Consider the following 25,947-nt stretch of genomic DNA (forward strand, 5'->3'; position numbering starts at 1 on the left):
AGCTGAGTTTGGCTGATCCCCAGTTGTCTAGTCTCCGAATTGGTAGATGTTGCGATGGTGTCGCATGTGAGAGATCTGACCGGCACTAAGGCTAACGGTCAGACCTTTGACCCCCAGCGCTCGCTTCGAGTTGGACGAAAGCCGTTCCGAGACCAGCAGCTCACCACCATCTGAAAAGCTGACGAAACCCTTGTCAAACAAGGCGTCCCACGTCGGCGACAACAGTAGAGCGTTGTCGGCGCTCAGGCACTCGTTTGGGTTGTCCCAGCAGTCTCGCCACGGCTTTATATGCGAGGCAACCAGTAATCTTTGCTCATTGAGGCCGGTCACGAGGCAGCTGCCGTAGCTTTGAAGAACCCGGCGCCGAAACAGCCCTTGGCCCACTCGCGCTTTTATAATGGCATCGCGAGTCGTCGCCGGTAGCGTCTCGTCGCGGAGAACTCGCTCTTCGATCTCATCCACGTTGTTGGTGCCATGCGAAATGAAGGCCTCTTCGTCGCCAAGATGGTCCGCCAACCAGTTGGCGACCTCGGGCGTAATCCAGAATGTGCGTGCTGCATTGTCTGGCTCAGCGCGCAGGGAAGAACAGAACCGGTGAAATAGTCGGTCGACCGCATCGTCGGGTGTATTCGTAATGGTGAACCCAAACTGTTTGCTTAAAACCTGCCGAATGCGGGGCGTCGTCTCGCGGCCGTCGAGTTGCTCGCGTTTTACATGCTCAGAAACCGTGTTGTCTTTGTAGCCCAGGAAGCGAGACGGACCGAAAGCGATTCCGTCGCCGCTCAAATAGGGGAGCAATACCCGGCCCTTGGATACTAGAGAACGGTAGATCTCATAGTCCCCGCCACGGGAGGAAGCCCGTGCAGTCTCGAGTGCTGTGATGTTCGCTTCAAGATCGCGATATTCTGTGATGAGACTCATGTGCATTCTCCCTGATAGGCACACCCCAGTTCTATTGCATGTCCCAGCGCGAGTCTCGGCGAGTTGATAACACGCTGACTTCTTCTTGTCCGACGACCCGCACTATTGCGGCGCATTAAAGAGCGAGCATGGAGCAATGGGTCGTCTGGCTAAACTTCCGCCTCGGATGGCAACGGTACGCCAGTCCATTGCGGCCACCGGCCCCATCGCAGAACTGCCGACATCCGGCGAGCGCTCGGCATGGTCAGGTAAAGGCAGCAGGCACGAACGGGGCTACGGCTCCGCATGGGTCAAGACCGCGGCCCGCATCCTCAAGCGCGACAGCTACCTGTGCCAAGAGTGCCTGAGGCACGACAGGCTGACAGCGCTCAAGGTCAGGCCACGCGACCATGCCGTCGACCACATCGTCCCCAAGGCTCATGGCGGCAACGACGAGGACAGCAACCTCGAGAGCCTGTGCGCGCCCTGCCACGCCGCCAAGACGGCTAAGGAATGGATGAGATGAAGGTGAAGGCAAACGATGCCGTATCCGTCGGAGACCGCTTCCACGATTGGGTGCTGGTTGCCACCGGCTCTAAGAGCATCTGGGACGCATGGTACTTCTTGAGCGATTCAGGCGAGAAGTACCACTATCGGACGGCGCCGGGGTTCCCTCTGACCAAGTCGCAAGCGATGGCTGGGTTGCGGGATGCTTCTGAGAGCCTTCGTCGTCAAAGATGCGAGCGAGAGCTGGCGCTTGAGTACGCGCGGATGTGCTGACTTGAAGGGGGGGAGGGCAAAAGTCGGCAACCCAAGGTATCTGGGTACCGGCGTCCTCCTCACGCAGAGATAAAATCCCGGCCGTTTGATTATCCAGCGGCGAAATCAATCCGAAATCAAAGGTGCTGACATGGCCCGAGGTGGTGCCCGGCCTGGTGCTGGCCGCCCTCGTAAAGAGGCTGGCAGTGTCCCGGCGGTGAAGAACGAGGCGGCAGCGAACCGTCCGCGCAAGTCCCTCGGTGGGATGACCCCGCTGGAGTACATGCTGGCGGTGATGAACGACGCTGAGCAGGAGCCGACCCGGCGCGACCGGATGGCGATGGCGGCGGCACCCTTTGTGCATGCACGGGCATCCGATGTCGTCCCCGGCAAGAAGGAGCAGAAGCAGGACGCGGCGGAGAAAGTGGCGGCCGGCAAGTTCGCTCCGCGCGGCGGCCCGCGCCTGGCGGTCAGTAACGGGTGATGCCGGTGTGGTCGACGGCCTGCCCGGATTGGGAGCGCCGGATCGTCAATCGTGAGGGACTGATCCCGTTCGCCCCGCTGTTCCAGTCAGAGGCCGACTATGCCCTCGGCGTATTCAAGTCGCTGCGGGTGCCAGACCTGCCCGGCAAGCCTACCTTCGGTGAGGTGAGCGCGCCGTGGGTGTTCGAGTTCGTCTCGGCGATCTTCGGCGCGAATGACCCTGAGACGGGCAACCAATTGATCAGCGAGTTCTTCCTCTGCATCAGCAAGAAGAACACGAAATCCACGATAGCTGCGGCGATCATGCTGACGGCGCTGATCATTGGCTGGCGAGAGGACGAGGAGCTGCTGATCCTCGCGCCGACAGTTGAGGTGGCGGGCAACAGCTATAAGCCGGCGGCGGCGATGGTCCGGGCCGACGAGGAGTTGGCAGACCTGCTGCATGTGCAGGACCATGTGAGGACGATCACGCACCGGGTGACCAAATCGTCGCTCAAGGTCGTGGCCGCGGACACGGACACGGTGGGCGGCAAGAAGTCGGGCCGGATCCTGATCGATGAGCTGTGGATCTTTGGCAAGCGGCCGAGCGCGGATGCCATGCTGCGGGAGGCGACGGGCGGCTTGGTATCGCGGCCCGAGGGCTTCGTAATCTACCTGACCACCCAGGCGGACGCGCCGCCGGCCGGGGTGTTCAAGGATAAGCTGGACTATGCGCGCGACGTGCGGGACGGCCGCATCGAGGACAAGCGGTTCCTGCCCGTGATCTACGAATACCCGCAGAAGATGCTGGATCGCGAGGCGTATCTGGAGCCGGCCAACTTCTACGTCACGAACCCCAACATGGGGCGCAGCGTGTCGCAGGACTGGCTCGAACGGGAGATGGGCAAGGAACTGGCCAAGGACGCCAGCACCCGCGCGACGTTCTTTGCCAAGCATCTGAACGTCGAGATCGGGATGAACTTGCGGGCCAACCGCTGGCCCGGGGCGGATTTTTGGGCGCGCCGCGAGAGGCCCATGGATCTGGGCGAGGTTCTGGACCGCAGCGAGGTGGTCGTGGTCGGCGTCGACGGCGGCGGCTTGGACGATCTGTTCGGGCTTGCCGTGCTGGGGCGCGACCGAGAGACAAAAGACTGGCTCGCCTGGTGCCATGCGTGGTGCCACGACGGCGTGCTGGACCGGCGCCGGGCAATTGCGCCGCGTCTACGGGATTTCGAGCGGGAAGGGTCGCTCACTATCGTCGATGACGAGCTGGCCGACATCTCGGCGATCGTGGAGATCGTGGGCGAGGTGAAGGCTCGGGGCTTGCTCGCCGCGGTTGCGGCCGACCCGGCAGGCCTCGGCGAGTTGATCGACGCGCTGGCTGCGATCGGTGTGACGCCGGAGGACGGGCAGGTCATCGGCGCGCCGCAGGGCTACGCGATGATGAACGCGATCAAGACGGCCGAGCGCAAGCTGGCGAACGGCACGCTCTGGCACGACGGCTCGGCGCTGATGGCGTGGGCCGTGGGTAACATCAAGATCGAGCCGACCGCGACGGCGATCCGCGCGACGAAGGCGAACGCCGGCGATGCCAAGATCGACCCGGCCATGGCGCTGTTCGACGCGGTCACGGTCATGAGCCGGAACCCCGAGGCGCAGAAGGCGCCCGAGTACCAAATGCTGGTCATCGGCTAGACCTGTCAGCACTATCCAACAGCAGGAGGCCGGCATGAACCGTGCCTATTCGATCCTCACCGCCAAAGCGCTGCAGGACGGCGACGAGCGTGTGATTGAAGGCGTCGCGTCTACTCCCTCACCCGACCGCATGGGCGATGTCGTGGAGCCCATGGGCGCCAAGTTCGCGCTGCCTCTGCCGCTGCTGTGGCAGCACAACCATGACGAAGCGGTCGGCACTGTCGAGTTCGCCGAGCCGAACGCCAAGGGCATTCCCTTCCGGGCGCGCCTCGCCAAGGTCGAGGAGGACGGCGACCTCAAGAAGCTCGTGGACAAGGCATGGCAGGCGGTAAAGGCCGGCTTGGTGCGCGGTGTGTCCATCGGCTTCAACGCCAGAGAACCTGAGCGGCTCAAGACTGGCGGATTGCGGTTCACAGATTGGGAATGGCTCGAGCTTTCGCTCGTGACCATACCGGCCAACGCGGAGGCCACTATTTCCGCGATCAAGAGCATCTCGCGCCAACAGATCGCCGCGTCCGGCGAGGGCGAGATCAGTCCCGGCGCTTCGGGAACCCCGGTGAAAATCAGCACGAAAGGGGTGCCGAAGATGGCTCTCGCTGAACAGATCGCCTCCTTGGAGGCAAAACGCGCCGCGAATGCCGCGCGCATGGAAGAAATCGCCACGAAGAGCATCAACCGCGGCGAAACGATGGCGGCCGACGAGCACGAAGAGTTCGACGGCCTGCAAGCCGAGGTCGATCAGGTCGACGCAGATCTGAGCCGTCTCAAGGCGCTGGAGCGTGTCAAGTTGGCTGCGGCGAAGCCGGTTGCTGGCCAGAAGGCCTCGGACCACGAGAGCCGTGACCCGGCGACTGTGCCCGGCAAGGTGCGCCTGGCCGAGAAGGTCGACAAGGGCATCAACTTCGCCCGTCTCGCCAAGGTGAAGGCTCTGGCGCAGCTGGACGTGGAGAACCCGCGCGAGATCGCCAAGCGCCTTTATGGCGAGGACTCGGCCGTCTACGGCGTCATCACCAAAGCAGCTGTTCCGGCCGGCGCCACGCTGGACGGCAACTGGGCGGAGTGGATGGTCACCGATGAGGGGCGCGTGTTTGGCGACTTCCTCGAGTATCTGCGGCCCCGCACGATCCTCGGGCGCTTCGGCCAAAACGGCGTCCCCAGCCTGCGCAACGTGCCGGCGGATACCACCATCGGCGCGCAGACGGGCGGCGGTGAAGCCTATTGGGTCGGCGAGGGCAAGGCAAAGCCGCTGACCAAGTTCGAGGGCGAGACCAACAAGCTCAGCATCCTCAAGGTCGCGAACATCGCGGTTGTGACCGAAGAACTGCTGCGCAAATCGGGCATCGCAGCGGAGGCGTTCCTGCGTGACCAGCTCACCGCTGCGATCGCCACGCGTCTGGACAAGGACTTCATCGACCCCGCCAAGGCTGCCGTGGCCGGCGTGTCGCCAGCCTCGATCACCAATGGCCTGACGCCGATCGTTTCGGCCGGCGGCACGGCTGACAATATCCGCGCTGATATTCAGGCGCTGTTTGGCAGCTTCATCGCCGCCAAGAACGCGCCGACGAACGGTGTGTGGATCATGTCGGCATCGGCGGCACTCTCGTTGTCGATGATGATCAACCCGCTGGGCCAGCCGGAATTCCCCGGCCTGACCATGACCGGGGGCACCTTCGCCGGTCTGCCGGTGATCGTTTCCGACTATGCGCCGGCGGGTCTGGTGGTCTTGGCGAACGCCTCGGACATCTACCTGGTGGACGAGGGCGGCGTGCAGGTTGCCATGTCGCGCGAGGCGTCGCTGGAGATGTCGGACAGCCCGACCCACAACAGCACCACGCCGACGCCCATCCAATTGGTGTCGATGTTCCAGACGAACAGCGTGGCCTTCCGGGCCGAGCGGTTCATCAACTGGGCGCGCCGCCGGCCGTCCGGCGTGGCGGTCATCACCCAGGCGACCTGGGCCGGCTACGACGCCACCCCGTGACAATGACTGGAGAGGCGGGTCCGCCCGCCTCTCTCCCTCTGCGGGAGGCTATCACATGAAGAAATCCACATACATGGACCGGGCGATGCGGGCCAAAGACCCGCGCTTCGCGGCCATTCTCGGCAAGCTGGGCTATGAGCGCACCGACCTGCGGGCTGACGACGCCGCGGAAGCTGAGGCGAAGGAACTGGCTCAGCTGCGTGATCGGTACCAGGAAATTGTTGGCAAGCGTGCTTATCACGGCTGGAACGCCGACACCCTGCGCGAAAAGATTGCCGAGGCGGCGGAATAATCATGGCTCTTTGGGGATTGTTCGGGCGGCAAGAAAAGGCCGTCTCCGCATCACCAGTCCCCACGGGCCGTGGCAGCGGCTGGTTCACCGTTCTCGAGGCGAACTCGGGCAATTGGCAGCGCAATGTCGAAGTCGACTATGACGGCGTCCGTGCGTTCCATGCGGTCTACGCCTGCATGACGCTGATTGCGTCGGACATTGCCAAGCTTCGGGTGAAGCTGGTGCAACAGGATAACAGTGGCGTCTGGTCCGAGATCGACAGTCCCGCCTATTCGCCGGTTCTGCGCAGGCCAAACCACTTCCAGAACCGCATTCAGTTCTGGGAGCATTACATGCTCTCGAAGCTATCCACCGGGAACGTCTATGTGCTCAAGCGGCGCGACAATCGCGCGGTGGTCACGGCGCTTCACGTGCTCGACCCGCGCCGGGTTACGCCGCTCGTCACAGACACTGGGGACGTCTACTACCAACTCGCAGCCGACAATTTGGCGGGGCAAGAAGGCGACGTTGTCGTGCCGGCATCCGAGATCATCCACGACCGGATGAACACGATCTATCATCCGCTGGTCGGCACCTCGCCGATTCACGCGGCTGGTCTGGCCGCGATGCAGGGCATTCGGATCCAGACCAACTCGACCAACTTCTTCGCGAACGGGGCCCGGCCGAGCGGCATCCTGACTGCCCCCGGCGCCATCAGCGATGAGACGGCCCAAAGGCTCAAGGAGCACTGGGAGAGCCGCTACACCGGCGACAACGCCGGTAAAGTCGCGGTGCTCGGGGATGGGCTGAAATACGAGCCGATGACCATGACGGCGAGCGACGCTCAGATGATCGAGCAGTTGAAGTGGACGGCGTCGGTCATCTGCAGCGTGTTCCACGTTCCGCTCTACAAGGTGGCCATGGGCGAGGGACAACCGAACTATAACAACGTCCAGAACCTGAACGTCGAATATTATAGCCAGTGCCTGCAGCAGCACATCGAGGCGGCTGAACTGTGCCTGGACGAGGGATTGGGCCTGGACGCCTATGTTGGCGACCGGATCGGCACCGAATTCGATCTGGACGGGCTGCTTCGAATGGACAGCAAGACCCAGATGGAGACCTTGGCCGAGGCCAAGAACCTGATGACGCTGAACGAGCGCCGTCGCCGGATCGATCTACCGAAGATGGCAGGTGGAGACACGGTCTACCTGCAGGAGCAGGATCACAGTCTCGATGCGATCGCAGCACGGGACCGCGCGCTAATCGAGGGCCCGCCGCCCGCACTTCCGACGCTTCCGCCCCCCGACGAAGGGGACAAGGGCGTGCCTCTGGCGCTCGCTATCCGTGCTCTCACTCACAAAAGGACGGCGCCCGATGCTCGACAGTGAATCCGTCGCTGCCGCGATGCTGGATGCCACCGAGGCCCTGATCGCGAAGCATCTGTCGCCCGTCCTCAAGGAAAACGAGGGGCTGCGGCAAGCGAATGCCGCGTTGGTCGGACGGATCGCAGCGCTGGAGGCTGCGGCAGGCGACGATGGCTTGTCCGAGGTCCGTGGAAAGATCAATGAAATGGACGCCGCGCTCAAGCGTCTGGGCGATGCTGAGCCAGCGGTCACGTTGACCGAGATCAAGGGGTGGATCGCAGAAAGCACCGCTGCTGCCGTTGCAGCGCTGCCACCGCCAGAACCGGGCTTAGATGGGCTGAACGGCCAAGACGGCACCAGTGTCGACTTGGGAGATGTCATGCCACTGCTTACAATGCAGGTGCAGTCATTCTTGGAGGCCCTACCTCTCCCGGAGGACGGAAAAGATGGCGAGCCCGGTCGAGACGCTGATCCCGCCGAGGTTGAGCGGCTCGTAGCCGAGGCGGTCAGCAAGGCGGTGGGAGCGATCACGGTGAAGGATGGCTCGCCCGGTAAGGACGGCGTAGGCCTGGCGGGCGCGCTGATCGATCGTGAGGGCTGTTTGGTCGTTACGCTGACCAACGGAGAGACAAGAAGCCTAGGTCGCGTTGTCGGCGAGCCGGGGCGCGACGGCCAAGACGGTCTCGGCTTTGATGACTTGACCCTCGACTACGACGGTGAGCGGACCATTACCTTCCTGTTCCAGAAGGGCGAACGGATCGAGGAGCGTCACTTCGTGGTGCCGGTGGTGCTGGATCGCGGCGTTTACGCGCCGGGCGCGGGTTATCAGAAGGGCGACAGCGTCACCTTCGGCGGCAGCGTATGGATCGCGCAACGAGAGACAAAAGCGCGGCCGGACGGTTCCAGCGATTGGCGCCTCAGCGTGAAGAAGGGCCGTGACGGCAAGGACGGCGTCGCAAAGGCGCCGGCCGATCGCAGCCCGCTAAGGGTCGGAGGCGGGAATGCTGATTGACCTCGAGACGGCCAAAGAAACCCTGCGCATTACACACGACGATGAGGACCTGAAGGTTCAGCGCGAAGCCGAGATGGCTGAGCAGATCGTTGTCGACTACATCAAGCGGCCGGACCATGGATGGACGGCGCACACCGTCCCTTTACACGTCCAGGCCGCCATGGTGCACGTCCTGCACCGGATCCACGATGACCCGATGGGCGAACTCGAAGGTGGCTGGCTGTCGCCGGCGGCGAAGGATTTGCTCCACCGTGAGCGGGATCCGGCTCTGGCATGAAGCGCACTGTTCCCAACCTCGATTACCAGGCCACCTTTTCCGCCCGCGAGACGGTCGAGACGGACATGGGCGGCACCGAGGACGCATGGGTGCCGCAGTTCACCGAATGGGCGGCCGTGAAGCATCTGCGGGGCGGGGAGAGCGTCATGCAGGCGCGGCTGGCGTCGCGGAACCCCGTGATCATCACGATCCGCAACAGCGCGCGCGCGCGGCGGATCACGAGCGAGTGGCAGGCTGAGTTGCGGGACCGGACCGGCATTCGCAAGGTCTATGCGATCAAGGAAGACCCGCGCCCGACCGAAGCGAACGGGTATCTCGAAATGCTGGCTGAGGGCTGATCATGGCCACGTGGACTTCTTTCACTAGCCGGGCGATGGGCTACGAGGGCGACCCTGTGATCGTCAACGTAGACCTAATCGAGACAGTGGCGCCGCACGAGCTTGGGGCCTGCATCTATATGTCGAGCGGGAAGCTGGTCGCGGTCAATGAATCGGCCGCGGACGCTTTTATTAAGATCGCGCAGGCGAGTGGCATCCCGCCCGTCGAGGGTGCGCGGGCCTGACATGGGCATCAGCAGCGCCCTGCAGCGGCTGATCGTCGCCCGGCTCAAGGCCGAGGTGCCCTTGGTCAGTGGCCGCGTATTCGACGGCCCCAACGAGACTGCGACGATGCCCTACGTCAGCATCGGCCCGAGCTACTGGAACGATGACAGCGCCGAATGCATCCGCGGCCGCGTCGAGACGGTCCAGGTCGACATCTGGGCGAGCAACAAGCCCGACAAGCGGGCCGCCAAGGACGCTACCGACGAGGTGGTCGCTGCACTGGACGGCTGGGAGGACACCGCGGCGCTGACCATGCACCCGCTGCGGGTCTCGCTGGTGCGGGTCATGGACGATCCGGCGCCGGGTGTGATCCACGGCGTGGTGCAGGTCGAGGCGATGGTCGAGGGTTAGGCCTTTACCTTCATTCGTCCGGTAGCGGCTAAACTGCATGCTTCGATGGCCATTTGGCCGTCAAGATCGTACTTGGCTCCAGACCCCACAAACCGAGAGGCTAGGGCGCCATCGCGAATTCGGAGATAGAAGGGCTTGTATCCGATATAGGCGCCAAACGAGTTTTTGCCATTTATCTCGCCGCAGATCGCTCGGCCTTGGCCGTTGCTGAGATCAAACGCGGCGACATTGCGCAACTGCGCCGACCCGGGGTCCTTCAAAGAGTCTACGATAGCTGACTGAATGTAACCGCGATCCTTCGACGTCACGGCCGCCGGGCGCGCGTTAACCTCAGTGTCGTTTACATCGACGCAGGCACTTACGCCGAGGGCGACGAGGACGACCAAACTAAAGCGCATCAGTGATTCCTTTGTTCACGGGTTCGTTATGTCACAGCTATCCCCACGGCTTCGCGCCAGTCTAGAGCGAGTTCCAGATATTGCTCGCGCCGCCGCCGCACAGGCGATGGAGGAGGGCGCGCAGGAGATCGTGGATGCGATGCGGGCGACAGTTCCGGTCGAGAGTGGCGCCCTGCGCGACAGCATCGGGTGGACCTGGGGCGAGGTCCCTGCCGGGTCGTTCACCATTGCAGATGTCCGTAGCGGCAAGAACCGAGGCAGGCAGTATGCCACGCTCCGCCTCAAAATTTATGCCGGCAACCGAGACGCGTTCTACGCGCGGTTTATTGAGTTCGGGACGAAAACCGGCACCCCGGCCCAACCTTTTTTCCATCCGGTCTGGAAGGCCAAAAAGGCGGCCTTTCGCAAACGCATCCGCGGCGCAGTGAAGCTCGCGATCAAAAGGGAGATGCCCAATGGCTAAAGCCATTTTCCACAAGCCGGTTGGCTACACGCAGCCCAAGGGCGGCGGCGGGTGGTACGCCGAGGCCAGCAAGGACCCGCAGTCGTTCCCCGAGGAGTTTATCGCCTATGCCGTGGAGGCAGGCGCAGCAACTCGCGTCGGCGAAAATGCGAAGACCGGCGACCAAGCTTCGGCGGCCAAGCCGGCGGCTAACTAAAGCCGTAATCCCCAACCGGGGCCAAACCGCACCGCCCGGAATGGCGGTTTTTTTTATGCCCAAAGGAGGGTTGCAAAATGGTGGCTCCGGTCACGGAACGTTTCGAGCAAATGACGCTCGAAGTCAGCGAAGATGGAACTGTATGGACCAAACTCTGCGGCATGATCGGCGTGACCATCACCCGCGGAGCGCAGTTTGAGACCAGCGAGGTTCCCGCAGACTGCGCGGACGAAAGCCTGCCCCTCAAGGTCGACCGCGCGCTGCGGTCGGTGGATGTGACCGTTTCGGCGGACGGTGCTTGGGCGCAGCAGTCGCACAAGACGATGATGGACTGGTTCTACACGGGCGCGACCAAGATGGTCCGCGTCGGCCATGCCGCCACCCTGACCGGCGACCCGCAGTACGAGCAGGGCCCTGCCTTCCTCACGTCTCTGAACCACGCTCGGGTCAAGGGACAAAAGGTCACCGCGAACATTGAAGTCGCCTTCGACGGAACCCCTGAGCGCGTGGCGAAAGTCTGATGCTCGCGCTCACCATGACATGGCCGGGCGGGGAGCATCCTTTCCGCCTGGCGCTCGCCCAGCTTGAGGGCTTGCAACAGAAAACGGACGCCGGCCCAGAGTGGCTCCTTTTCCGGCTTCAATCGGGTCAGTGGTTGGCGACCGAGATTTTCGAGACCTTGCGGTTCGGCCTGATCGGCGGCGGTATGGGCGACAGCGAGGCAGCGCGGCTCGTCGGCAACGCACTCGACCGGCACCCGCTGATCTCGTTCAAGGTGCCGGCCCTCCAGGTCCTTACGGCCGCGCTCTATGGCCCGCTGGACGATATGCCGGGAAAGCAGACGCTGGCGAGCGAAGAGACGCCGGAGACAACCCCCGAGGAAAGCTAAGGTTTAGCCAGCTGTACGGGATCGGGGCCGTGATGGGCTGGGGACCTTGTCAGACCGGACTTTGCAGCCTCTGGGAACTGGCGGCGTCGTGGGACGTGTACAGCCGCGCCAATGGCTTCAAGCCCGGCTCGGGCAGCAACACATCGGCGGACAGCCTGACCGAGGCGCAATTGCGCGCGATGGGAATTGAGGGATTCTGATGGCTGAACCTGATCTCGTCCTAGACGTCGGCTTTTCCGCGTCCAAGCTAGCTGCTTCGGTGCAGCAGGTCGTCAGCAAGTACAAGGCGGCAGGTGAAGCGGCGCAGAAGGCGTTTCAGGACTCGACGGGGGCCGTATCGAACAGCCAGGCCGCCCGGGCGCACGCGCGTGAATTGGACGCGCTCAAGCGCGCCTATGACCCGGTCTACGTCGCCACGAAGAAATATGAGGCCGAGGTCCAGAGGCTCAATCTCGCACTGAAGAACGGCGCCATCGGTAGCCGTCTTTACGCTGAGCACATGAAGCGCGCGACCGTCGAGATGGGGACGGCTGCCGGGATCATCCAGAAAACCACCGCGCGCGCGCAAGGCGGGGCAGACGGCTTCCGCAACCTTGGTTTCCAGGTGCAAGACTTTGCGGTTCAAGTGGGGGCTGGTACGTCCGCCAGCCAAGCCCTTGCGCAACAGTTGCCTCAGCTTCTGTCAGGCTTTGGCGCGCTGGGGATTGGCATGGGGACGGCAGCCGCCATCCTGATCCCGGTCGGCCGCGCTCTTATAGGTCTCGTGCGCGACACCGACACGCTTGAGGAGAGCCTGAAGGCTCTCACGACATCGACCGATGACATGGTTGCATCTGCGGAGAACGCCTCCCGTCCGATTTATGAATTGCAGACTGCTTTCGGTGGCCTCGCTGATGAAATCGCGCGAGCAGATCAAGCGCAGGCCATGTTCGCGCGCATCCGCGCGGAGAACGATCTCTCGGGTGCAGCAAAGAAAGTCGGACAATCGGTTGGCTACGACACGAGCCCACAGCCTGTGAAGGTGTGGACGGGATCGGGATACACCGAAATCGAGGCTGCCAGTATCGCGCAGCAGGCCGATGCGATGGATAACCTGCGCGAAAAGACCGGGGCGACCGTCCCTCAGGTCGAGGCCTTGAGCCAAGCCATGAAGCGGCTCGCCACGGCCAACAGCGCGTCCGCCTATGCGAAGGAAGCCGCCAACCTTCAGATTGTTCTGTCCGACATTGCCGGAAACGCCAAGCTTACCGAAGGCCAGATGGAAAACCTCAACACTCTCGTCGTCGAGGCCGGCGCAATCCGCACCCAAGCCGAGCGGCAGGTTGCTGCTGTGATGGGCGAGACGCAGAAGATCATTGACAAGTTCGCTGGGAAGACCCGCGAACTAATGGACCTGGCGCGGCAGAAGGGCGTCGTTGACGAGCAACTCGAAAAGGCACGCAAGAGCGGCAACACCGCGCTCGTCGCCCAGCTCGAAGAGGTCGCGCTGAACATCGACGTTCAGATCGAAAAGACGCGCGAGCTAGGCCGAGTGAGCGATGAAGTGTTCGCGCAGATGGCGAAGGCCATCAACTCGACCCTCGGGGCATCTGCCTCCAATGGCCTGAGCGCGCTCAGCGACAAGCTGGCGAACATGGGCGCGCCCTTTGCGACCGAGATGGCGACCGTCGCCAAAGAGGTGGAGGCGGCCAATCAGAGCCTGCGCGAGCTGATCAAGCTGAAGGAGAGCGGTGGCAACTATAACGCCACCCTCGACAACGGCCAGTGGACCGGCGGTCCCAAAGACCTGATCAACATGACGTTGAATGAGGTCCGCGCGCTTCAGAACCAGATGCTAGCGAACCCGGCGAACCGGGCCAAATACGGCAACGGCAAGGGGTCCTCGGCTCTCGGGGCTTACCAGATCGTGGGCCAGACGCTCGAGAGCCTGATCAAGGAACTCGGGCTGACCGGGAACGAGCTGTACGACCAGAACATGCAGGACCGCATGGCGGACCAACTGATCCGCCGGCGTCGCGGACAGGGCTTGCCCGGCCTGCGGAACGAATGGACCAGCCTGCATAATGTGGGCGACCCGATCATCGAGCGCGCTATGGGTGCGCAATCGACCCCCTTGATCGACCCCGAGGTGGCAGCGAAGCGAAAGAAGGATCTGGACGAGGAAATCCAGAGGCGAAAGCAACTTGCCGATCAGGTCACGCAGTATGCGGAGCAGCTTTCGTCCTCCTACGTCACGCAGCAGAAACAGGCCGAGGAAGAGAAGAAACGCGCCGACGCGGTGGCGCGGATCAATGCGAGCAATCTGTCCGAAGCGGACAAAGCCGCGGCCATCGCCGAGGTCAACGGCGAGATGCAGAAGCAACTGACGATCTTCGCGCTGATGGAGGAGGCCAAGCGTCGGCAGGTGAGCCTCGACGCCATGATGACCGATGGCAGCATGACCTACAAACAGGCGATCGAGGCGCTTGGCGAGGGCAAGAAACAGCAGATCATCATCGACCAGCAAGTGCAGTCGGCGCAGCAGAAAGCGGCCGAGACACAGGAGTTCTGGAACGGCGAGCAGAGGAAGTTCCAGGACGGTTTGGTCGATGCTATAGTCGCCGGCGCGAGTTTCTCCGATATGCTGAAGAGCATCGCTCAGGACATTGCCAAGGCGGCGCTTCAAGCGGCGTTGTTCGGTCAGGGACCGATGTCCAGCGGGGGCGGCGGGCTACTGTCCGGGCTGTTCTCGATGTTTGGCGGCGGCGGGGCTGTGCGCGGCAACGACGCCCTTTCGCAGGCGTTGCGCGGTGCGATTGGCTTCAGGGCCAGCGGCGGCCCGATTAACGCCGGTGCGCCCTACGTCGTCGGCGAGCGCGGTCCTGAGCTGATCGTTCCCCGACTGCCAGGCACCGTCATTCCGAACCACAGGCTGGGCGGCAGGAGCAGCAACACGATCACTTTCGCGCCGGTCATCCATGCCAATGGCGCCGTGTCTCAGACGGACCTCGACATGGCCAAGCGCCAGATGGCGGAGTTCATGCATCGCGAGTTCGTTCCGATGCTGCGACAGAGCATGCCTGAATTCAACGCGCGGTATGCCTGATGGCAGTGATCGTATGGCCCGCCGGGCTTCTGCGCCCGGTCGAGGGCTCGTTCTTCATCCGCAACATCAGCCGGTCAGGCGGGGTGTCGCTGAATGGCGTGGAGCAGGTCCTGACCAGCACAGCGTCGTGGTGGGAGATTTCCCTGACGCTCAGCCGGGAGTTCGACGGGGAGCGGCTCAAGGCGTTCGAGGCGTATATCTCGCGGATGCGCGGCCGACAGAACGTCGCCGCGATCCCGCTCTGCGATCCTTACCGATACGGCGCGAAAGTGTCGCCACTGCAGCAGCCGTGGTCAGACGGGACGTATTTCAGCGATGGGACAGGGTGGGTCGACGGCACCGCAAGCCAGCCCATGACGGTCGTGAACGCGGCCGGCGTCGGCTCGCGGTTTCTGACATTCAAGTTGACCCAACCTGTCAGGCCGGCACTGCGCCTCGGCGACATGTTTTCTATCAACGGGTTCCTGTATCGGGTCACTTCTGCGGGCGGAAACGATATCTATTTCGAGCCTCCTTTGCGGCAAGCGATCCCGGCAGGACAGGTAATCCAAACCGACCCCCCTGTATTTTATGGCCGGTTTGCCACGGACGACGAGGGCCGGAGGTCGCGCGAGCTGATGCGCTGGGGCGGTCAAACGACCCTTACCCTCATTGAGGCATTCGACCGGTAATGGCCTTCACCCCTGCGCAGGTGGACCTGCTCGACAGCAACCGCGAGATGGTCGAGGTGCGGCGCCTGTTCACTGTCGCGTTCAAGAGCCAGACCTTCCGCTTGGTGGATGACGTGATTGCGCGGACCATCGGCGGCGAGACCTATCAGCCGGCGTTCGGGTGGCTGGAAGCCGGAGCAATCAATCGCGGCGCGGTGCTCGACGCGGAACCTGCCATCTATCGGGTGACGTCGCTGGGGCCGGACACCCCCGGCGAGTTCGCCTCGCTGATGATCGCGGCCCTGCATGACGAGGCAGAATGGCGGGCGGCCAAGGCGACCTATGCAGTGCAGTTGCTCTTGGACGGCGCCGCAGTTGGCCCGGCCATCGTCATGCACACTGGATGGATCGCCGACATCAAGCCTGCGGAGAGCGTGGCGCAGGCGGGCCTGACGATCCGTGTCGAGAGCAACCTCGCCCGGCGCAACTGGACCCCGCTTGGCGAATATACCGACCGCGACCAACAGGCCCGCTACCCCGGCGACAAGGCGATGCAGTTCGTGGCCTCGCTCAAAGACAAGGTGATTACCGGATGGCTGAAGGGCTGAACGCTTATTTGGCCCGGACATGGGATCGCCCATTTGTCTGGGGCGAGTGCGACTGCACGCTCTGGGTGGCCGACTGGTGCGCCGAGCGGTGGGGACAGGACCCGGCGGCATCGTTCCGGGGGCGCTACAGCACGCAGGACGAGGCCGAGGCCCTGACGGCAGGCGGGCTGCTGGAAACGATACGCCCCTTCATGGGCTTCCTGGTCGAGTGGACCGAGGCCAGGCCCGGTGACGTGGGGGTGGTGATGATTGACGGCCGAGAAACCGCCGCGATCCGCACTGAGAACGGGTGGGCGGTGAAATCGCTGGCCGGCATGGGGGAGGCCAACATGCCTGCCCTCGCGATCTGGGGCAGCTGATGCCTCAGGTAGTAGGCACTTGGATCATCAACGCGGCCGTGGCGTCTGGGGCGCTGGCTAGCGCGACTGGCATTGGAGCGGCCCTCATTTCAGCGGGGGCGGCGCTCGCGTTCAATGCCGCCATCGCGAAGATATTCGCGCCCAAGGGGCCCAAGCCGAAGGACCTGCAGAACGAGTTGCGCCAGTCCGACGCGCCGCGGGTCCGCTACTTGGGGACAAACCGGGCGAGCGGTGCCGTGCTGTTCTGGGACTGGCGGTCGGTCGGCTCGAAGCGGGTGCTGTTCAAGCTGATCGCGATTGCACAGGGGGGCATGACGGATGTGCGCCGCTGGTGGCTGAACGACGTCGAGGTGACCGTCGTCAGCGAGGGCGTGACTGGCGGGATTGGGGATCGGGTGCCGGACTACGGCGGCAACGTCAACCTGCGTTGGCGCAGCGGCAAGGGCTCGTTCATTGACGGTGGCCAGTATCCGTCGCTGCTCAGCGCGGTGACCGAGTGGACGGCTGCCCACAAGGCGACGCGGGTCGGCACGATCCTCGCCGAGTTCAAGAGCGTGTCCTCAGAGGATGCGATCGAGGTGTACCCCGGCGGCGAGCCAAAGGTGCTGGTGGAGTTCGACGGCGACATCGCCAATGCGCCGGGGCGCACCCCCACCCACACTCTAAACTTGGCTTGGCAGCTCTACGACATCATCACGCATGCTGACCATGGTTGGCTGGCACCTTCCGAGATGGACGATGCCTCATGGGCACTCGCGGTCTCCGACAGTTTCCAGACCGTCCCGTCCGCCGGCGGAACGACCCGCGCACGCTACCTCGGGGGCGGGGGATACCAACTGGCCGAGCCGCTCAAGGACGTCGCGCAGCGCTGGCTGGATGGTATGGACGGCCATTTGTTCCTGACCACGGATGGCAAGCTGGGCATGCGCGTCGGGAAGTGGCGCCCGCCGACCTACACGATCACCGAGGACAAGATTGTCTCCTGGGATGGCGGGTCGGGCCGCGATGGCCTCGACGTGGTGGCGACGCTGGTGCCCAAGTTCACCAGCCCGGAGAATATGTACCAGGAAACCTCGGCCGACCCATGGGAGGACCCGGTTGCATTGGCCCGCTATGGCGAGGTGGCGCCCAAGGAGATCGACCTCCCCGTTGTCCAGCATCACGGCCAGGCGCGGCGGATCGCCAAGCGGCGCGCGGCGGCGATGAACCCGAAGTGGCGGTTCACCATCAACCTGCGCTTCTGGGGACTGCTGCTCTACGAAGAGGAAAACGTCTATCTGCACATGCCGCGGATCGGCATCAACAACCAGCCGTTCGCGATCCGGCGCTGGCAGTGCGACATGAACGGTGGCGATCAGGTCGTCACTGTGACGCTCGAGCACGTCCGGCCTGAGGCGGATGATTGGACGGCTGCTGAGGAAGGCACCGCACCAGTGGCCGCGAAGGCAACGCCGGGCCCGAAAGTGGTGCCAACCATAAGCATCATCTCGACAACCGTCGTGACCGGGCTCGGCTCGCCCTACGTCCGGACCACATTTACCCAGCCCGCAGGGGAATCGGTCATCGGCCAGTATCGCCGCGCAGGCTCGGTCGATCCTTGGACGGAGATGATACGCGAAGGGACGGCGGGCGGCGTCATGCGCACGCAGGCCCTGTTCGATCGAGAGCCGATCGACATGCGGTTCGGCGTCCGCCGGGCATCCTGGGGGACTGCCATTGTGGGCACATGGACCGAGGTGAACAACATCGAGGTCGTGGCGAACGGCACGCCGCCCGCTCCGCCGACGGTGGTCAGCTGGTCCGGCGGCATCGGGACGGCGGTCTCGGTCACGTTCCGGCCCGATCTGGGGGCCAACTACAGCCGCACGAGCCTCTATCGCGGCGAGCCAGATAGCGCTTTCGCTTCGGCCGCTCAGATCGCGACTACCTACGCCACTGGCGCCGAGGTGACTATTGGCGGCGGCACCGTCCCGACCGGCGGGGCAAAATATTGGTTGCGGTCCGAGAACGCCAGCAACGTGGCATCGGCCGAAGTGCTGGTCGCCAATATCTCCTGATCACGAGGGAAACCATGGCATTTACCTACACCCCCCCTCTGCCCAAGGGGCTGGGGGCAAGCCCCGTTCAGAAGGGTGATCAGCGCGCTTGGTTCGACCAGATCCGAGCGGCGTTTGATGCGGGCGAGTTCAGCAGCGGTAAAATCTTCGGTTCCCGGCAGTCCGCCATCGATCTGGGCCAGGACAAGCTAGCGAGCAACCTCAGGCACATTTTTGTGCTGGAGGACGGCTGGATGACGCTGCGCAGCGCGGGTTCGTCCAGCGCTGACCCCCTTTTCGGAACATTCCCCAATTGGGGTGTGGTCGACCGTTGGCCCGCGGCAAATGCGCTGTCGACGATCTTGCGCAACGTCGGCATGGTCAATTTGGTGAATGTCACCGGGATGGTAGTCGGTACGTCTGCGTCTATCAAAGGCGACTTCCCGGCGGACGTTGCTCAGCTGACGGGCGATGGCATCACGGCCAACATGCAGATTGGTTTTGTCAGCCCGGTCACCACCACTACCGGCGACGTTACCCTGACGATCGGCTCTGATGCACGAAACCTCCGCCAGGAAAACGGCGACTATTTCAACGAGAACGTGGGCCTGAAGGCGTACCTTTTCTACGCATTCCGGCGGGCCAGCGATGGCTGGCGCATGATCTATGGCGGGGTTACCGCAAAGGAGGTCATCGACCGTGTCGCTGCGGGGGTCTCGGCTGAGGCAACAGCACGAGTGGCATCTGTTGTCGCTGAGGCTGAGGAGCGCCGGAAGATCATCCCTGCGCTTGCCACGCGAATCACGCGACTTTCCGGGCAGCGGGGAAACCGGATCATCGCCTCAGATGCCTCGGGCAAACCAGTCGTCGCGGCGACACCCACAGGCGAACTGGAAGCCTTCCTGTCCGAATTCACACGCACTCTGCGCAGCAAAAGGCGGCGCGGATCGCTCACGGATTTCCTCACCGACGGTGCCGGACTGCCGGTCATGTCTGTGACCGCCAGCGGGGATCCGGTTTTCCGTCTTCTGCCGGATGTCCTCGGGGCGCGGTTCAATCAATCCCGCCGCCGGCGCGGAACGGCCACCGTGATCGCCTACCGCGCTGAGGACGAGAAGCCTTTGCTCTGGATCGACACCAAGTTCAGGACAGCTTGGGATGGCGAGACAACTCCGGGAACCCCGCCCGCTAATACCCCGGCGAGCGGGCATACAGGGACCAATGGAACCTGGCCGGATGTTGATGCATGGGATCTGGCGGTGAGTGGTAGCGTGACGCGCTACTCTTCGCCGCAGCTGCGCGGGGAAACGCGCCGCTACGCAGTCACACCTGCGACGAAAATCAGCATCGCCGAGAGCGATGGCACCGTCATGGGTATCCTCGGGGTCGGGCAGCCTTGGGCGGCCGAGAGTTCCGGCGATAACCCGTGGCCTTGGCATGTTCTTGGCCTCTCGGGTAGCGACATCGCCCCTGTATCGACCCTAGCGCTTCCTCAGACCGTTGCTGCTGCAGCCCTCGAGAAGGCGTGGAGGGCGCGAGCGCGGATGCCTGCCTATGTCGCTGATGCCTTGTCCATGACGGCATCCGTGTCGACGTGGCAGGGCCCTACGGTCACCAACTGGCTCACCGCATTCAAGAACGCGGTTGCGAAATATGGCGAGGCGGCCGCGCTTCGTTATGCCGTCCTGACCTTCGGTGCGAGCGACAAGACCGGGGTGCCTGGTTCGCTGGCGCAGTCCATGTCCGCCTTTGTCAAATGGCTCGGGGAGCAGGCCGCATCGATCACCGGCCAAACGGCTGCAATGTATGCGCTCTATACGCAGTTCAGCGGCACCCGCACCGACGGTGCATACCAGGGAACCCTAGCGGCGGCTGAGGCTTGGCGCCTCGATCCTACCGTCGAGATGTGGCCCGTCACGCCGCTCTATCCGTATGCGCTCGCGGCTGGCTCGCCCCATGCCCCCGGAGCCGCTGGCCTGAAGGCCATCGCGGGCCATATGGTTCTGGCGGCGGAGGCGACGGCCAAGCTCGGGCAGTATTACGCCCCGACCCCGACCCTGGCGCGCCTCGAGGCCGACGGCCGCGTCCGAGTGGACTTCGACGCAATGTCGAAGCTGCGGAGTGTCAACTACGGTGCGTCTGTTGATGTTGCCGGTTTCGCTGTCGAAGGCGCGACCGTGACGGACGTGACCATTGCGGCCAAATCCGCCTTCCTGACCGTATCAGGCACTGTCACCGCGGGCAGCAGCTACGTCACCTACGCCTGGGGGCAGGCCGGCGACAAAGGCGACGGCTTCACCGCCGCGCGCGGAACTATTTGCGACGGCTATTCGGCCGTCAACCCGCTCGATTCGACGCAGACCCTCACCCGCTACGCCCTGTCCGGGCGGCTTCAAATCACCTGAAAGGATTAGTCATGGCCACAACGGGCATTCCTCTGAAGGGCGTTACCGTGCCTCCAGGCGTTACCCTACCGATCACTGATTGGGTGCAGGAGATCGCAAAGATCCCCGACCTGCTAGGTCTTTGGGTTGCCGATGAAGACTACCTCATCCGCAACTCTTCAGGGGGCGTCACCAGCATCCTGCCCGAGGCGGGGAACACCGCAGTCACCGCGATGGGCACCTCTCTGGCCACGACCTCGCAGTCGACCGCCCTCGGGGATCAGGTGTTCTCGTTCCCGGCCGCATACGCAGCCTATGGCCGCGTCCCTCTCAAGAGCGCGAGCAAATTCACGATCCTTCAGGTGTGGCGAGTGGAGGCTACGGACACTGTGGACGATCACCTTTTCACGGTGACTGGCTCGACGACCGGAGGGGAAAGCTTTGTTCGATTGACTGCGAACGGCGGGCACTTCTGGACAGTCCCGGGCGGCATTTCCGCCGGTCTCGGGACGTCAAAGCTTGATATGGCCAAGTGGCATTGCACCCTTCACCGCGCCGACGGAACGGGCTTGAGCACGTTCGACAACGGGGTCAAGGCGAAAGACATCGCTCCTACGACAACCCCCACAGCAGAGACCGGCCTTGTATCTCTCTGGGCACGGGACGACGCCCCCGCCGCCGGCGGAGCCATCATCCGCGGCTTTGTCGGATACTCGCCTCTCTTCGCGGTTTGGGACAGGGCGATAACAGATGCCGAGGCGGCCGCGGCATGGACTGCCGTCCAAAGGATGCACCCGAACTCCGCTGTCGGGGTCTGGTAATGCGCCACGTTTTCTCGATCGCGATCGATGACATGGTGAACTACCCGAAATTCGGGACCATGTATGGCGTCGCGCCGATCACACCGGAGCTCGATGCGTTCACGGCAACGAGCACGCATTTCCCAAATGCCGTTTGCGCGGTGCCCGTGTGCGGGCAGTCCCGCTGGTCGAAGGTTACCGGCTTCACGCCGGCGGAGAGCGGCATAAACTATAACCAGCCGGGCGTTATTCTGCGGTCACGCGCGACCGACACATACACGTATCTCTGCCGGAAGGCTGGCTTCCAGGTTGTCTCGGTCGGGAAGTACACCGACGGCCGCCACCAGGCGGCAAACTACAACACGATCGCCTGCGACTATGTCCAAGGCCAGATCAACGACGACCTCGCGGACGGTATTAGCGTCGATTACGGCGGCATCAACGGCACGGTCAGTCTGAACGACCCGACCGACTATGGCGACCTGAAGGTCGTCCTATGGTGGGAAGATTTCCTGCGCAACTACAGCGGCACGCGCCCTCTCATGGGCTGCATGGGGTTGTTCAGGCCGCATGATGATTACGTCGTCCCGGAGTCCTACTACAATCTCTACAGCCTCTCGGACTTCACGATCCCTGCCGATCTCACCTCCACCGACTTGTGGTCTTTGCCGCAGGACATCCTGCAATACGAGCTCGGCCGCGCTGCGGCGCCCGGCGGGGTGATTGATCCTGTCACCCAGGCGGACAAGCTCAAGCGAACCGTTTGGGGTTACTTCGCGGCGCTCAGCTTCACGAGCAACAACTTCGGGCGTCTCGTCCAGGCGATCGAGGATATGTGCGCGCGCCGCGGCGATGAGTATGTCATTGAGGTCTGGTCCGATCACGGGTTCCACCTCGGGTCGCACTTCCATTGGCACAAGCTGACGACGCTCTCGGAGGCGGCAAACCCGCCGGTCTGGTATCGAGCGCCAGGGCAGACCGTAGCGCGCACCGTGCAGCAACCGGTCGGTTGGTACGACATGTTCCAGACAGTGCTGGACTATGCTGGGGTGCCATCCCCCGCGCGTTCTGTCGGCAAGTCGCTGCGGCCGCTGATCGAGGGGGCCAGTGCCATCGGCGAATGCTACTCCATCACCGAGGTATTCGGCGGCATGTCGGCGCTTCTCGAAAGCGCGGACGACGGGACATATCAGGCCGGTGGAACACGCTACCGCGTTGGGGAGTACCTGTCCGGCGAAACGGTGGTTTTCAACGACAGCACAGACTGGCGCAATATCAAGAACATAGCCGGCCAGAACCCGACCCGCACGGCGAACCTGCTGAGCCGGCTCCGCGCGATGGCCGAACAAGGGGGGATGCGCTACGCCAACACACCCGCCGGTGCTGCCCGCCGTCGCGCGACCATGCTGGTCGGTAACGCTGCGCAGCAGCAGCTCAAGGGAAGCGGCGGCGACGACATCGTTTTCTCCCATGACCTGCTCGGCCCCGGCAGCAACCTCGGGGAGGGATGGGATATTCTATGGTGGCTTCCGACCGACGGGGTGGAATTTGTCCTGCCTGAAGGCATCGAGGGCGTCACTCGCGCCTCGGAGAATTTTTGGAAGTCAGGCAGCAGCACCGAGGCTCTGGCGCGCCTGGTCGCCAATTCGGAAGATAACAGCCTGATCATGGGCTGGGGAGCGAGCGCCACTGTGAGCGCCGGCGCGGGGGATGACTACGTCGAGAATGCCACCAACGTCGACGGCGGCTTCGGCAACGATCACATCGTCACGCAATGGAAGAACGACACTGTGAGCGGTGGCGAGGGAAACGACACAATCGACACGTCAGGTGGGCACGATGCGATTTCCGGCGACGGCGGAGACGACGTCGTTTTTGCCGGGGACGGAAATGATACCATTCGCGGCGGCGCGGGAAATGACAGCCTGCGGGGAGATGCCGGCAACGACAGCATCAGCGGTGGCCCGGGAAATGACACTCTGCTCGGCGGCGCAGGAATGGATACCCTCGTTGCGGATGGTGGAGCAGATTTGCTGACCGGAGGCACCGAAAACGACACCTTCGTGATCCTGCGAAACGAACAGCAATCCACCATTACAGACTTTGCCGTCGGGGACATCATCGACCTGTCCGCATGGTCGGGGATCGGCCCTGTCACGGCGGCCAGTTCGGGCAGCGATGTCATGGTCAGCGCCCGCTTGGAGCGCCTTCTCGTCAAGGCAGCAACCGTCGCCAACGTGAAGGCGGCAATCAGGGGAGTCACCGTCGCATGACCTATGAAGAGCGCGAGCGGGAAGCCTTGCTAGCGGGTGCCCGCCGCTACGAGCAGGTGATCGGAGAAGACCCCGCGAGCCGGGATCAGAAGATTGCGGCAATGCGCGAGGCGATCGAGGTCTACCAACTGACCCTCACGGACTGAGGTCGCACCTCGGAACCGTGTCACGCTGGCTCTTCTGTAAGCACCGCTACCACACCGCGCGGGCGCTCATCCGATGTGCTCTCGCGCGGCGCGAACTGGATAACCTTGCCTTCGCCGGTCCCTATTTTGTTGAAGCCGCGATGCCCCAGGATCGACTTCAGCAGCGTCATCGCGACTGGTTCCTTTGGTTCAAGTAGTGCGCCCGCGACCCCTGTAGGCGTGATGACGTCGCATTTTCCACCGCCCGGGCTGACAAGGGTGATTGCAGCTATCACCCTTCCGTACCGGGTGCGCGGATCGAAGGTGACGGTCTGGTTTCCCCTCGTATCCCTATAGCACACGCTTAAAAGACTGTTCGTGAACTCTGACACTGTCCCGCCCGAAAGGTCGGTTCGCACGCGGGGCAGGTAACCTTTCCGCGCGAACAGGGGCGCGGGCAAGGTGCCAGCCGGCGCAAGACCCTTGGCGATCTGCTCGGCCATCTTCTGGGCGATCAGCTTGCACACCCGTCCGCCGGGCAAGTAGTGCGACAGATCACGGAAGTCGGACTTGGGCAGCACCGCCACATTGAAGGCGATGTGAGCCTCTTGCGCGGCGTCGATCGGAGTGACGCCATAGGCCCGGAAAAGATAGTGCAGCGCGGCCCTGTAGGGGGTGATCTCCTGATTGTTCTCGATGTCGCGGGTGGTGAGGATCACCGGCAAAAAAAGACAGCCCCGATCCCGTGCATGAATGAGTGTCTGCTCGATGACTGACAGGTGCCATTCAACGCCGCGCGTCGGCAGGCTGAAGGTGTCATTCAGCGCGTATTCCCAGACGACGATGTCGCCTTCGGACAGGTCCGGATAGCTGAGCAGACGGAACAGTCCCATGCTGCAGTTGGCAGCACCGACCGATCGGTTGACGAACACCGCCTCGGGTAGCAGCGCCTGCAGGTCGCCCAGATAGCCATTCTTAAATACGGTGTTCGACCCACCGACGGCGATGATCTTCATTAATCGCGCCCCTGCTTTCTGCGCTCGGCCTGACGCCCTTCATGCACGACACCGGCCCCGCCTTCACGGGGCTTTTTCATATTCGGAGCCGAAGATGCCCCAAACACTATCCTACCGGAAGGGCGACACGCTGCCCTTGATACTCGACCCGCGCGACGAGGCGGACGCGCAGGTCACCGGCACCATGGAGTTGCGTTTCACCGTGGCCGGCGCGTGCGTGCCGCTGCCCTGCACCAAGGTCGCGGAGGGCTACAGCGCTGACCTGTCCAGCCTCGATCTGCCGGCGCGGGTTTACCCCGTGGGCGTGTGGATGGACCGCGACGGATGGGAGCATGTCGCGGATCTGGTGATCAACGTTCAGGGGGGCTGCTGATGACCGCCATTGTTAAATTGCTCGTCTCCCGCCAGGGGCCGCCCGGTGGCCTGACGCCAGAGGACCGGCAAAGGGTCGACCATGCGGTTGAGGTCGCAGGGACGATCGAGGGGCACATCGCAGAGGCCACGCAGGCGGCACAGGATGCAGTAGCAGCCCGCGATGCCGCTGCGGGCGCAGTGGGGCAGGTTATCCCTGCGAGGGATGCTGCGGTCGATGCTGCGGGTCGTGCGGCGCAAGCCGAGGGGGCCGCCGCTGACTGGGCGAGCAGGGCAGAGGCCGCGCCGGCGGCAGTGACTGACGTGGTGCCGCCCCAGTTCTTCACCATGGCAGATGCGCGCGCGGCAATCCTGCGGGTCGCGAACCGCTTCAACCTCGACATGATCGACCACTACACGCCCACCAAGCTGCTGCTGGACGCGGGCGACAGCGCGTGGCTGGCAGACGGGCTGCACCCGAACGAGATCGGGCACAAGGCGATGTTCGACCGTATCCGCGCGGCCCTGGACGCAGCCAACCGCTAAAGGCCTTCCCGCTTCCCTGATCTTCTCAGTCGCCGCCCTTCGCCCGCTTCGAGCGGGATTTTTCATGCCCGGAACGCGACATGCTCGGCCC

The 25,947-nt window shown here is 63.5% G+C and carries 31 protein-coding genes; 28 read left to right on the forward strand and 3 right to left on the reverse strand.

The window, feature by feature from the left end; all coding sequences use genetic code 11:
• Positions 1-27: 27 nt before the first annotated feature.
• On the reverse strand, positions 28-921 hold the full coding sequence (locus DRW48_RS10430; protein ID WP_162784729.1) for an HNH endonuclease: 894 nt from the start codon (positions 919-921) through the stop codon (positions 28-30).
• 85 nt (positions 922-1,006) lie between these two features.
• Between DRW48_RS10430 and DRW48_RS10435 the strand changes: the two genes are divergently transcribed.
• From DRW48_RS10435 to DRW48_RS10490, 12 genes are all read left to right on the forward strand, one after another.
• Entirely contained in the window at positions 1,007-1,426 is a 420-nt protein-coding gene (locus DRW48_RS10435) for an HNH endonuclease (RefSeq protein ID WP_241963241.1), read from the forward strand.
• Positions 1,414-1,680, forward strand: a complete 267-nt coding sequence (locus DRW48_RS10440) for a hypothetical protein (protein WP_162784730.1) — start codon at positions 1,414-1,416, stop codon at positions 1,678-1,680. The genes DRW48_RS10435 and DRW48_RS10440 overlap by 13 nt, the downstream gene beginning before the upstream one ends.
• A 196-nt stretch (positions 1,681-1,876) precedes the next feature.
• Positions 1,877-2,143 (forward strand): hypothetical protein, encoded by a 267-nt coding sequence (locus DRW48_RS10445; protein ID WP_114076372.1) that lies wholly within the window; start codon positions 1,877-1,879, stop codon positions 2,141-2,143.
• Positions 2,143-3,816, forward strand: coding sequence for a terminase large subunit (locus DRW48_RS10450; protein ID WP_114076373.1), 1,674 nt, complete (start codon positions 2,143-2,145; stop codon positions 3,814-3,816). Before DRW48_RS10445 ends, DRW48_RS10450 begins: the two co-directional genes overlap by 1 nt.
• 34 nt (positions 3,817-3,850) lie before the next feature.
• Entirely contained in the window at positions 3,851-5,797 is a 1,947-nt protein-coding gene (locus DRW48_RS10455; protein WP_114076374.1) for a phage major capsid protein, read from the forward strand.
• A gap of 55 nt (positions 5,798-5,852) precedes the next feature.
• Positions 5,853-6,089, forward strand: coding sequence for a hypothetical protein (locus DRW48_RS10460; protein ID WP_114076375.1), 237 nt, complete (start codon positions 5,853-5,855; stop codon positions 6,087-6,089).
• Between the two features lie 2 nt (positions 6,090-6,091).
• Positions 6,092-7,459 carry a phage portal protein gene (locus tag DRW48_RS10465; protein ID WP_114076376.1) on the forward strand — a complete coding sequence of 456 codons (1,368 nt, stop codon included), beginning with the start codon at positions 6,092-6,094 and terminating at the stop codon, positions 7,457-7,459.
• Positions 7,446-8,447 carry a hypothetical protein gene (locus DRW48_RS10470; protein ID WP_114076377.1) on the forward strand — a complete coding sequence of 334 codons (1,002 nt, stop codon included), beginning with the start codon at positions 7,446-7,448 and terminating at the stop codon, positions 8,445-8,447. The genes DRW48_RS10465 and DRW48_RS10470 overlap by 14 nt, the downstream gene beginning before the upstream one ends.
• Positions 8,437-8,724, forward strand: coding sequence for a head-tail connector protein (locus DRW48_RS10475; protein WP_114076378.1), 288 nt, complete (start codon positions 8,437-8,439; stop codon positions 8,722-8,724). The genes DRW48_RS10470 and DRW48_RS10475 overlap by 11 nt, the downstream gene beginning before the upstream one ends.
• Positions 8,721-9,062 carry a phage head completion protein gene (locus DRW48_RS10480; protein WP_114076379.1) on the forward strand — a complete coding sequence of 114 codons (342 nt, stop codon included), beginning with the start codon at positions 8,721-8,723 and terminating at the stop codon, positions 9,060-9,062. The genes DRW48_RS10475 and DRW48_RS10480 overlap by 4 nt, the downstream gene beginning before the upstream one ends.
• A gap of 2 nt (positions 9,063-9,064) precedes the next feature.
• Positions 9,065-9,286 carry a hypothetical protein gene (locus DRW48_RS10485; protein ID WP_114076380.1) on the forward strand — a complete coding sequence of 74 codons (222 nt, stop codon included), beginning with the start codon at positions 9,065-9,067 and terminating at the stop codon, positions 9,284-9,286.
• A gap of 1 nt (position 9,287) precedes the next feature.
• Positions 9,288-9,677, forward strand: coding sequence for a DUF3168 domain-containing protein (locus DRW48_RS10490; RefSeq protein WP_114076381.1), 390 nt, complete (start codon positions 9,288-9,290; stop codon positions 9,675-9,677).
• Here the strand turns inward: DRW48_RS10490 and DRW48_RS10495 are convergent.
• A complete protein-coding gene (locus DRW48_RS10495; RefSeq protein ID WP_114076382.1) occupies positions 9,674-10,075 on the reverse strand; it encodes a hypothetical protein in 402 nt (133 codons plus the stop codon). The genes DRW48_RS10490 and DRW48_RS10495 overlap by 4 nt on opposite strands.
• Positions 10,076-10,181: 106 nt before the next feature.
• Between DRW48_RS10495 and DRW48_RS10500 the strand changes: the two genes are divergently transcribed.
• The 14 genes from DRW48_RS10500 (at position 10,182) to DRW48_RS15970 (ending at position 23,964) form a co-directional block, all read left to right on the forward strand.
• Positions 10,182-10,538: an HK97-gp10 family putative phage morphogenesis protein gene (locus tag DRW48_RS10500; RefSeq protein ID WP_241963242.1), complete on the forward strand. Its 357-nt coding sequence runs from the start codon at positions 10,182-10,184 to the stop codon at positions 10,536-10,538.
• Positions 10,531-10,734, forward strand: coding sequence for a hypothetical protein (locus DRW48_RS10505; RefSeq protein ID WP_114076384.1), 204 nt, complete (start codon positions 10,531-10,533; stop codon positions 10,732-10,734). The genes DRW48_RS10500 and DRW48_RS10505 overlap by 8 nt, the downstream gene beginning before the upstream one ends.
• A 77-nt stretch (positions 10,735-10,811) precedes the next feature.
• Positions 10,812-11,255, forward strand: coding sequence for a phage tail tube protein (locus DRW48_RS10510; protein ID WP_114076385.1), 444 nt, complete (start codon positions 10,812-10,814; stop codon positions 11,253-11,255).
• Entirely contained in the window at positions 11,255-11,623 is a 369-nt protein-coding gene (locus tag DRW48_RS10515) for a gene transfer agent family protein (protein ID WP_114076386.1), read from the forward strand. The genes DRW48_RS10510 and DRW48_RS10515 overlap by 1 nt, the downstream gene beginning before the upstream one ends.
• A 29-nt stretch (positions 11,624-11,652) precedes the next feature.
• Positions 11,653-11,823: a hypothetical protein gene (locus tag DRW48_RS15965; RefSeq protein WP_162784731.1), complete on the forward strand. Its 171-nt coding sequence runs from the start codon at positions 11,653-11,655 to the stop codon at positions 11,821-11,823.
• Positions 11,823-14,708 (forward strand): lysozyme family protein, encoded by a 2,886-nt coding sequence (locus DRW48_RS10520; protein WP_114076387.1) that lies wholly within the window; start codon positions 11,823-11,825, stop codon positions 14,706-14,708. Before DRW48_RS15965 ends, DRW48_RS10520 begins: the two co-directional genes overlap by 1 nt.
• Positions 14,708-15,379 (forward strand): hypothetical protein, encoded by a 672-nt coding sequence (locus tag DRW48_RS10525; protein WP_241963243.1) that lies wholly within the window; start codon positions 14,708-14,710, stop codon positions 15,377-15,379. Before DRW48_RS10520 ends, DRW48_RS10525 begins: the two co-directional genes overlap by 1 nt.
• Positions 15,380-15,399: 20 nt before the next feature.
• Complete coding sequence (locus DRW48_RS10530; RefSeq protein WP_162784732.1) at positions 15,400-15,966, forward strand: hypothetical protein; 567 nt, start codon at positions 15,400-15,402, stop codon at positions 15,964-15,966.
• Positions 15,951-16,325, forward strand: a complete 375-nt coding sequence (locus DRW48_RS10535) for a DUF6950 family protein (RefSeq protein ID WP_114076390.1) — start codon at positions 15,951-15,953, stop codon at positions 16,323-16,325. Before DRW48_RS10530 ends, DRW48_RS10535 begins: the two co-directional genes overlap by 16 nt.
• Positions 16,325-18,382 (forward strand): phage tail protein, encoded by a 2,058-nt coding sequence (locus tag DRW48_RS10540; protein ID WP_114076391.1) that lies wholly within the window; start codon positions 16,325-16,327, stop codon positions 18,380-18,382. Before DRW48_RS10535 ends, DRW48_RS10540 begins: the two co-directional genes overlap by 1 nt.
• A 14-nt stretch (positions 18,383-18,396) precedes the next feature.
• Positions 18,397-20,766 (forward strand): hypothetical protein, encoded by a 2,370-nt coding sequence (locus DRW48_RS10545; RefSeq protein WP_114076392.1) that lies wholly within the window; start codon positions 18,397-18,399, stop codon positions 20,764-20,766.
• 11 nt (positions 20,767-20,777) lie between these two features.
• Positions 20,778-21,566: a hypothetical protein gene (locus tag DRW48_RS10550; protein WP_114076393.1), complete on the forward strand. Its 789-nt coding sequence runs from the start codon at positions 20,778-20,780 to the stop codon at positions 21,564-21,566.
• Entirely contained in the window at positions 21,566-23,818 is a 2,253-nt protein-coding gene (locus DRW48_RS10555; RefSeq protein ID WP_162784733.1) for a sulfatase-like hydrolase/transferase, read from the forward strand. Before DRW48_RS10550 ends, DRW48_RS10555 begins: the two co-directional genes overlap by 1 nt.
• Entirely contained in the window at positions 23,815-23,964 is a 150-nt protein-coding gene (locus DRW48_RS15970) for a hypothetical protein (protein ID WP_162784734.1), read from the forward strand. Before DRW48_RS10555 ends, DRW48_RS15970 begins: the two co-directional genes overlap by 4 nt.
• Positions 23,965-23,984: 20 nt before the next feature.
• Here the strand turns inward: DRW48_RS15970 and DRW48_RS10560 are convergent, their stop codons facing one another.
• Positions 23,985-24,959 carry an SGNH/GDSL hydrolase family protein gene (locus DRW48_RS10560; RefSeq protein ID WP_114076395.1) on the reverse strand — a complete coding sequence of 325 codons (975 nt, stop codon included), beginning with the start codon at positions 24,957-24,959 and terminating at the stop codon, positions 23,985-23,987.
• A 94-nt stretch (positions 24,960-25,053) separates the two neighbouring features.
• Here DRW48_RS10560 and DRW48_RS10565 point away from each other — a divergent pair, with 94 nt between their 5' ends.
• Together DRW48_RS10565 and DRW48_RS10570 are read left to right on the forward strand one after the other, a co-directional pair.
• Positions 25,054-25,332, forward strand: a complete 279-nt coding sequence (locus DRW48_RS10565; RefSeq protein WP_114076396.1) for a hypothetical protein — start codon at positions 25,054-25,056, stop codon at positions 25,330-25,332.
• Positions 25,332-25,856: an SGNH/GDSL hydrolase family protein gene (locus DRW48_RS10570; protein ID WP_114076397.1), complete on the forward strand. Its 525-nt coding sequence runs from the start codon at positions 25,332-25,334 to the stop codon at positions 25,854-25,856. The genes DRW48_RS10565 and DRW48_RS10570 overlap by 1 nt, the downstream gene beginning before the upstream one ends.
• The last annotated feature ends 91 nt before the right edge of the window (positions 25,857-25,947 follow it).

This window comes from Paracoccus suum (genome assembly GCF_003324675.1).
In the GTDB taxonomy this organism is placed as follows: domain Bacteria; phylum Pseudomonadota; class Alphaproteobacteria; order Rhodobacterales; family Rhodobacteraceae; genus Paracoccus; species Paracoccus suum.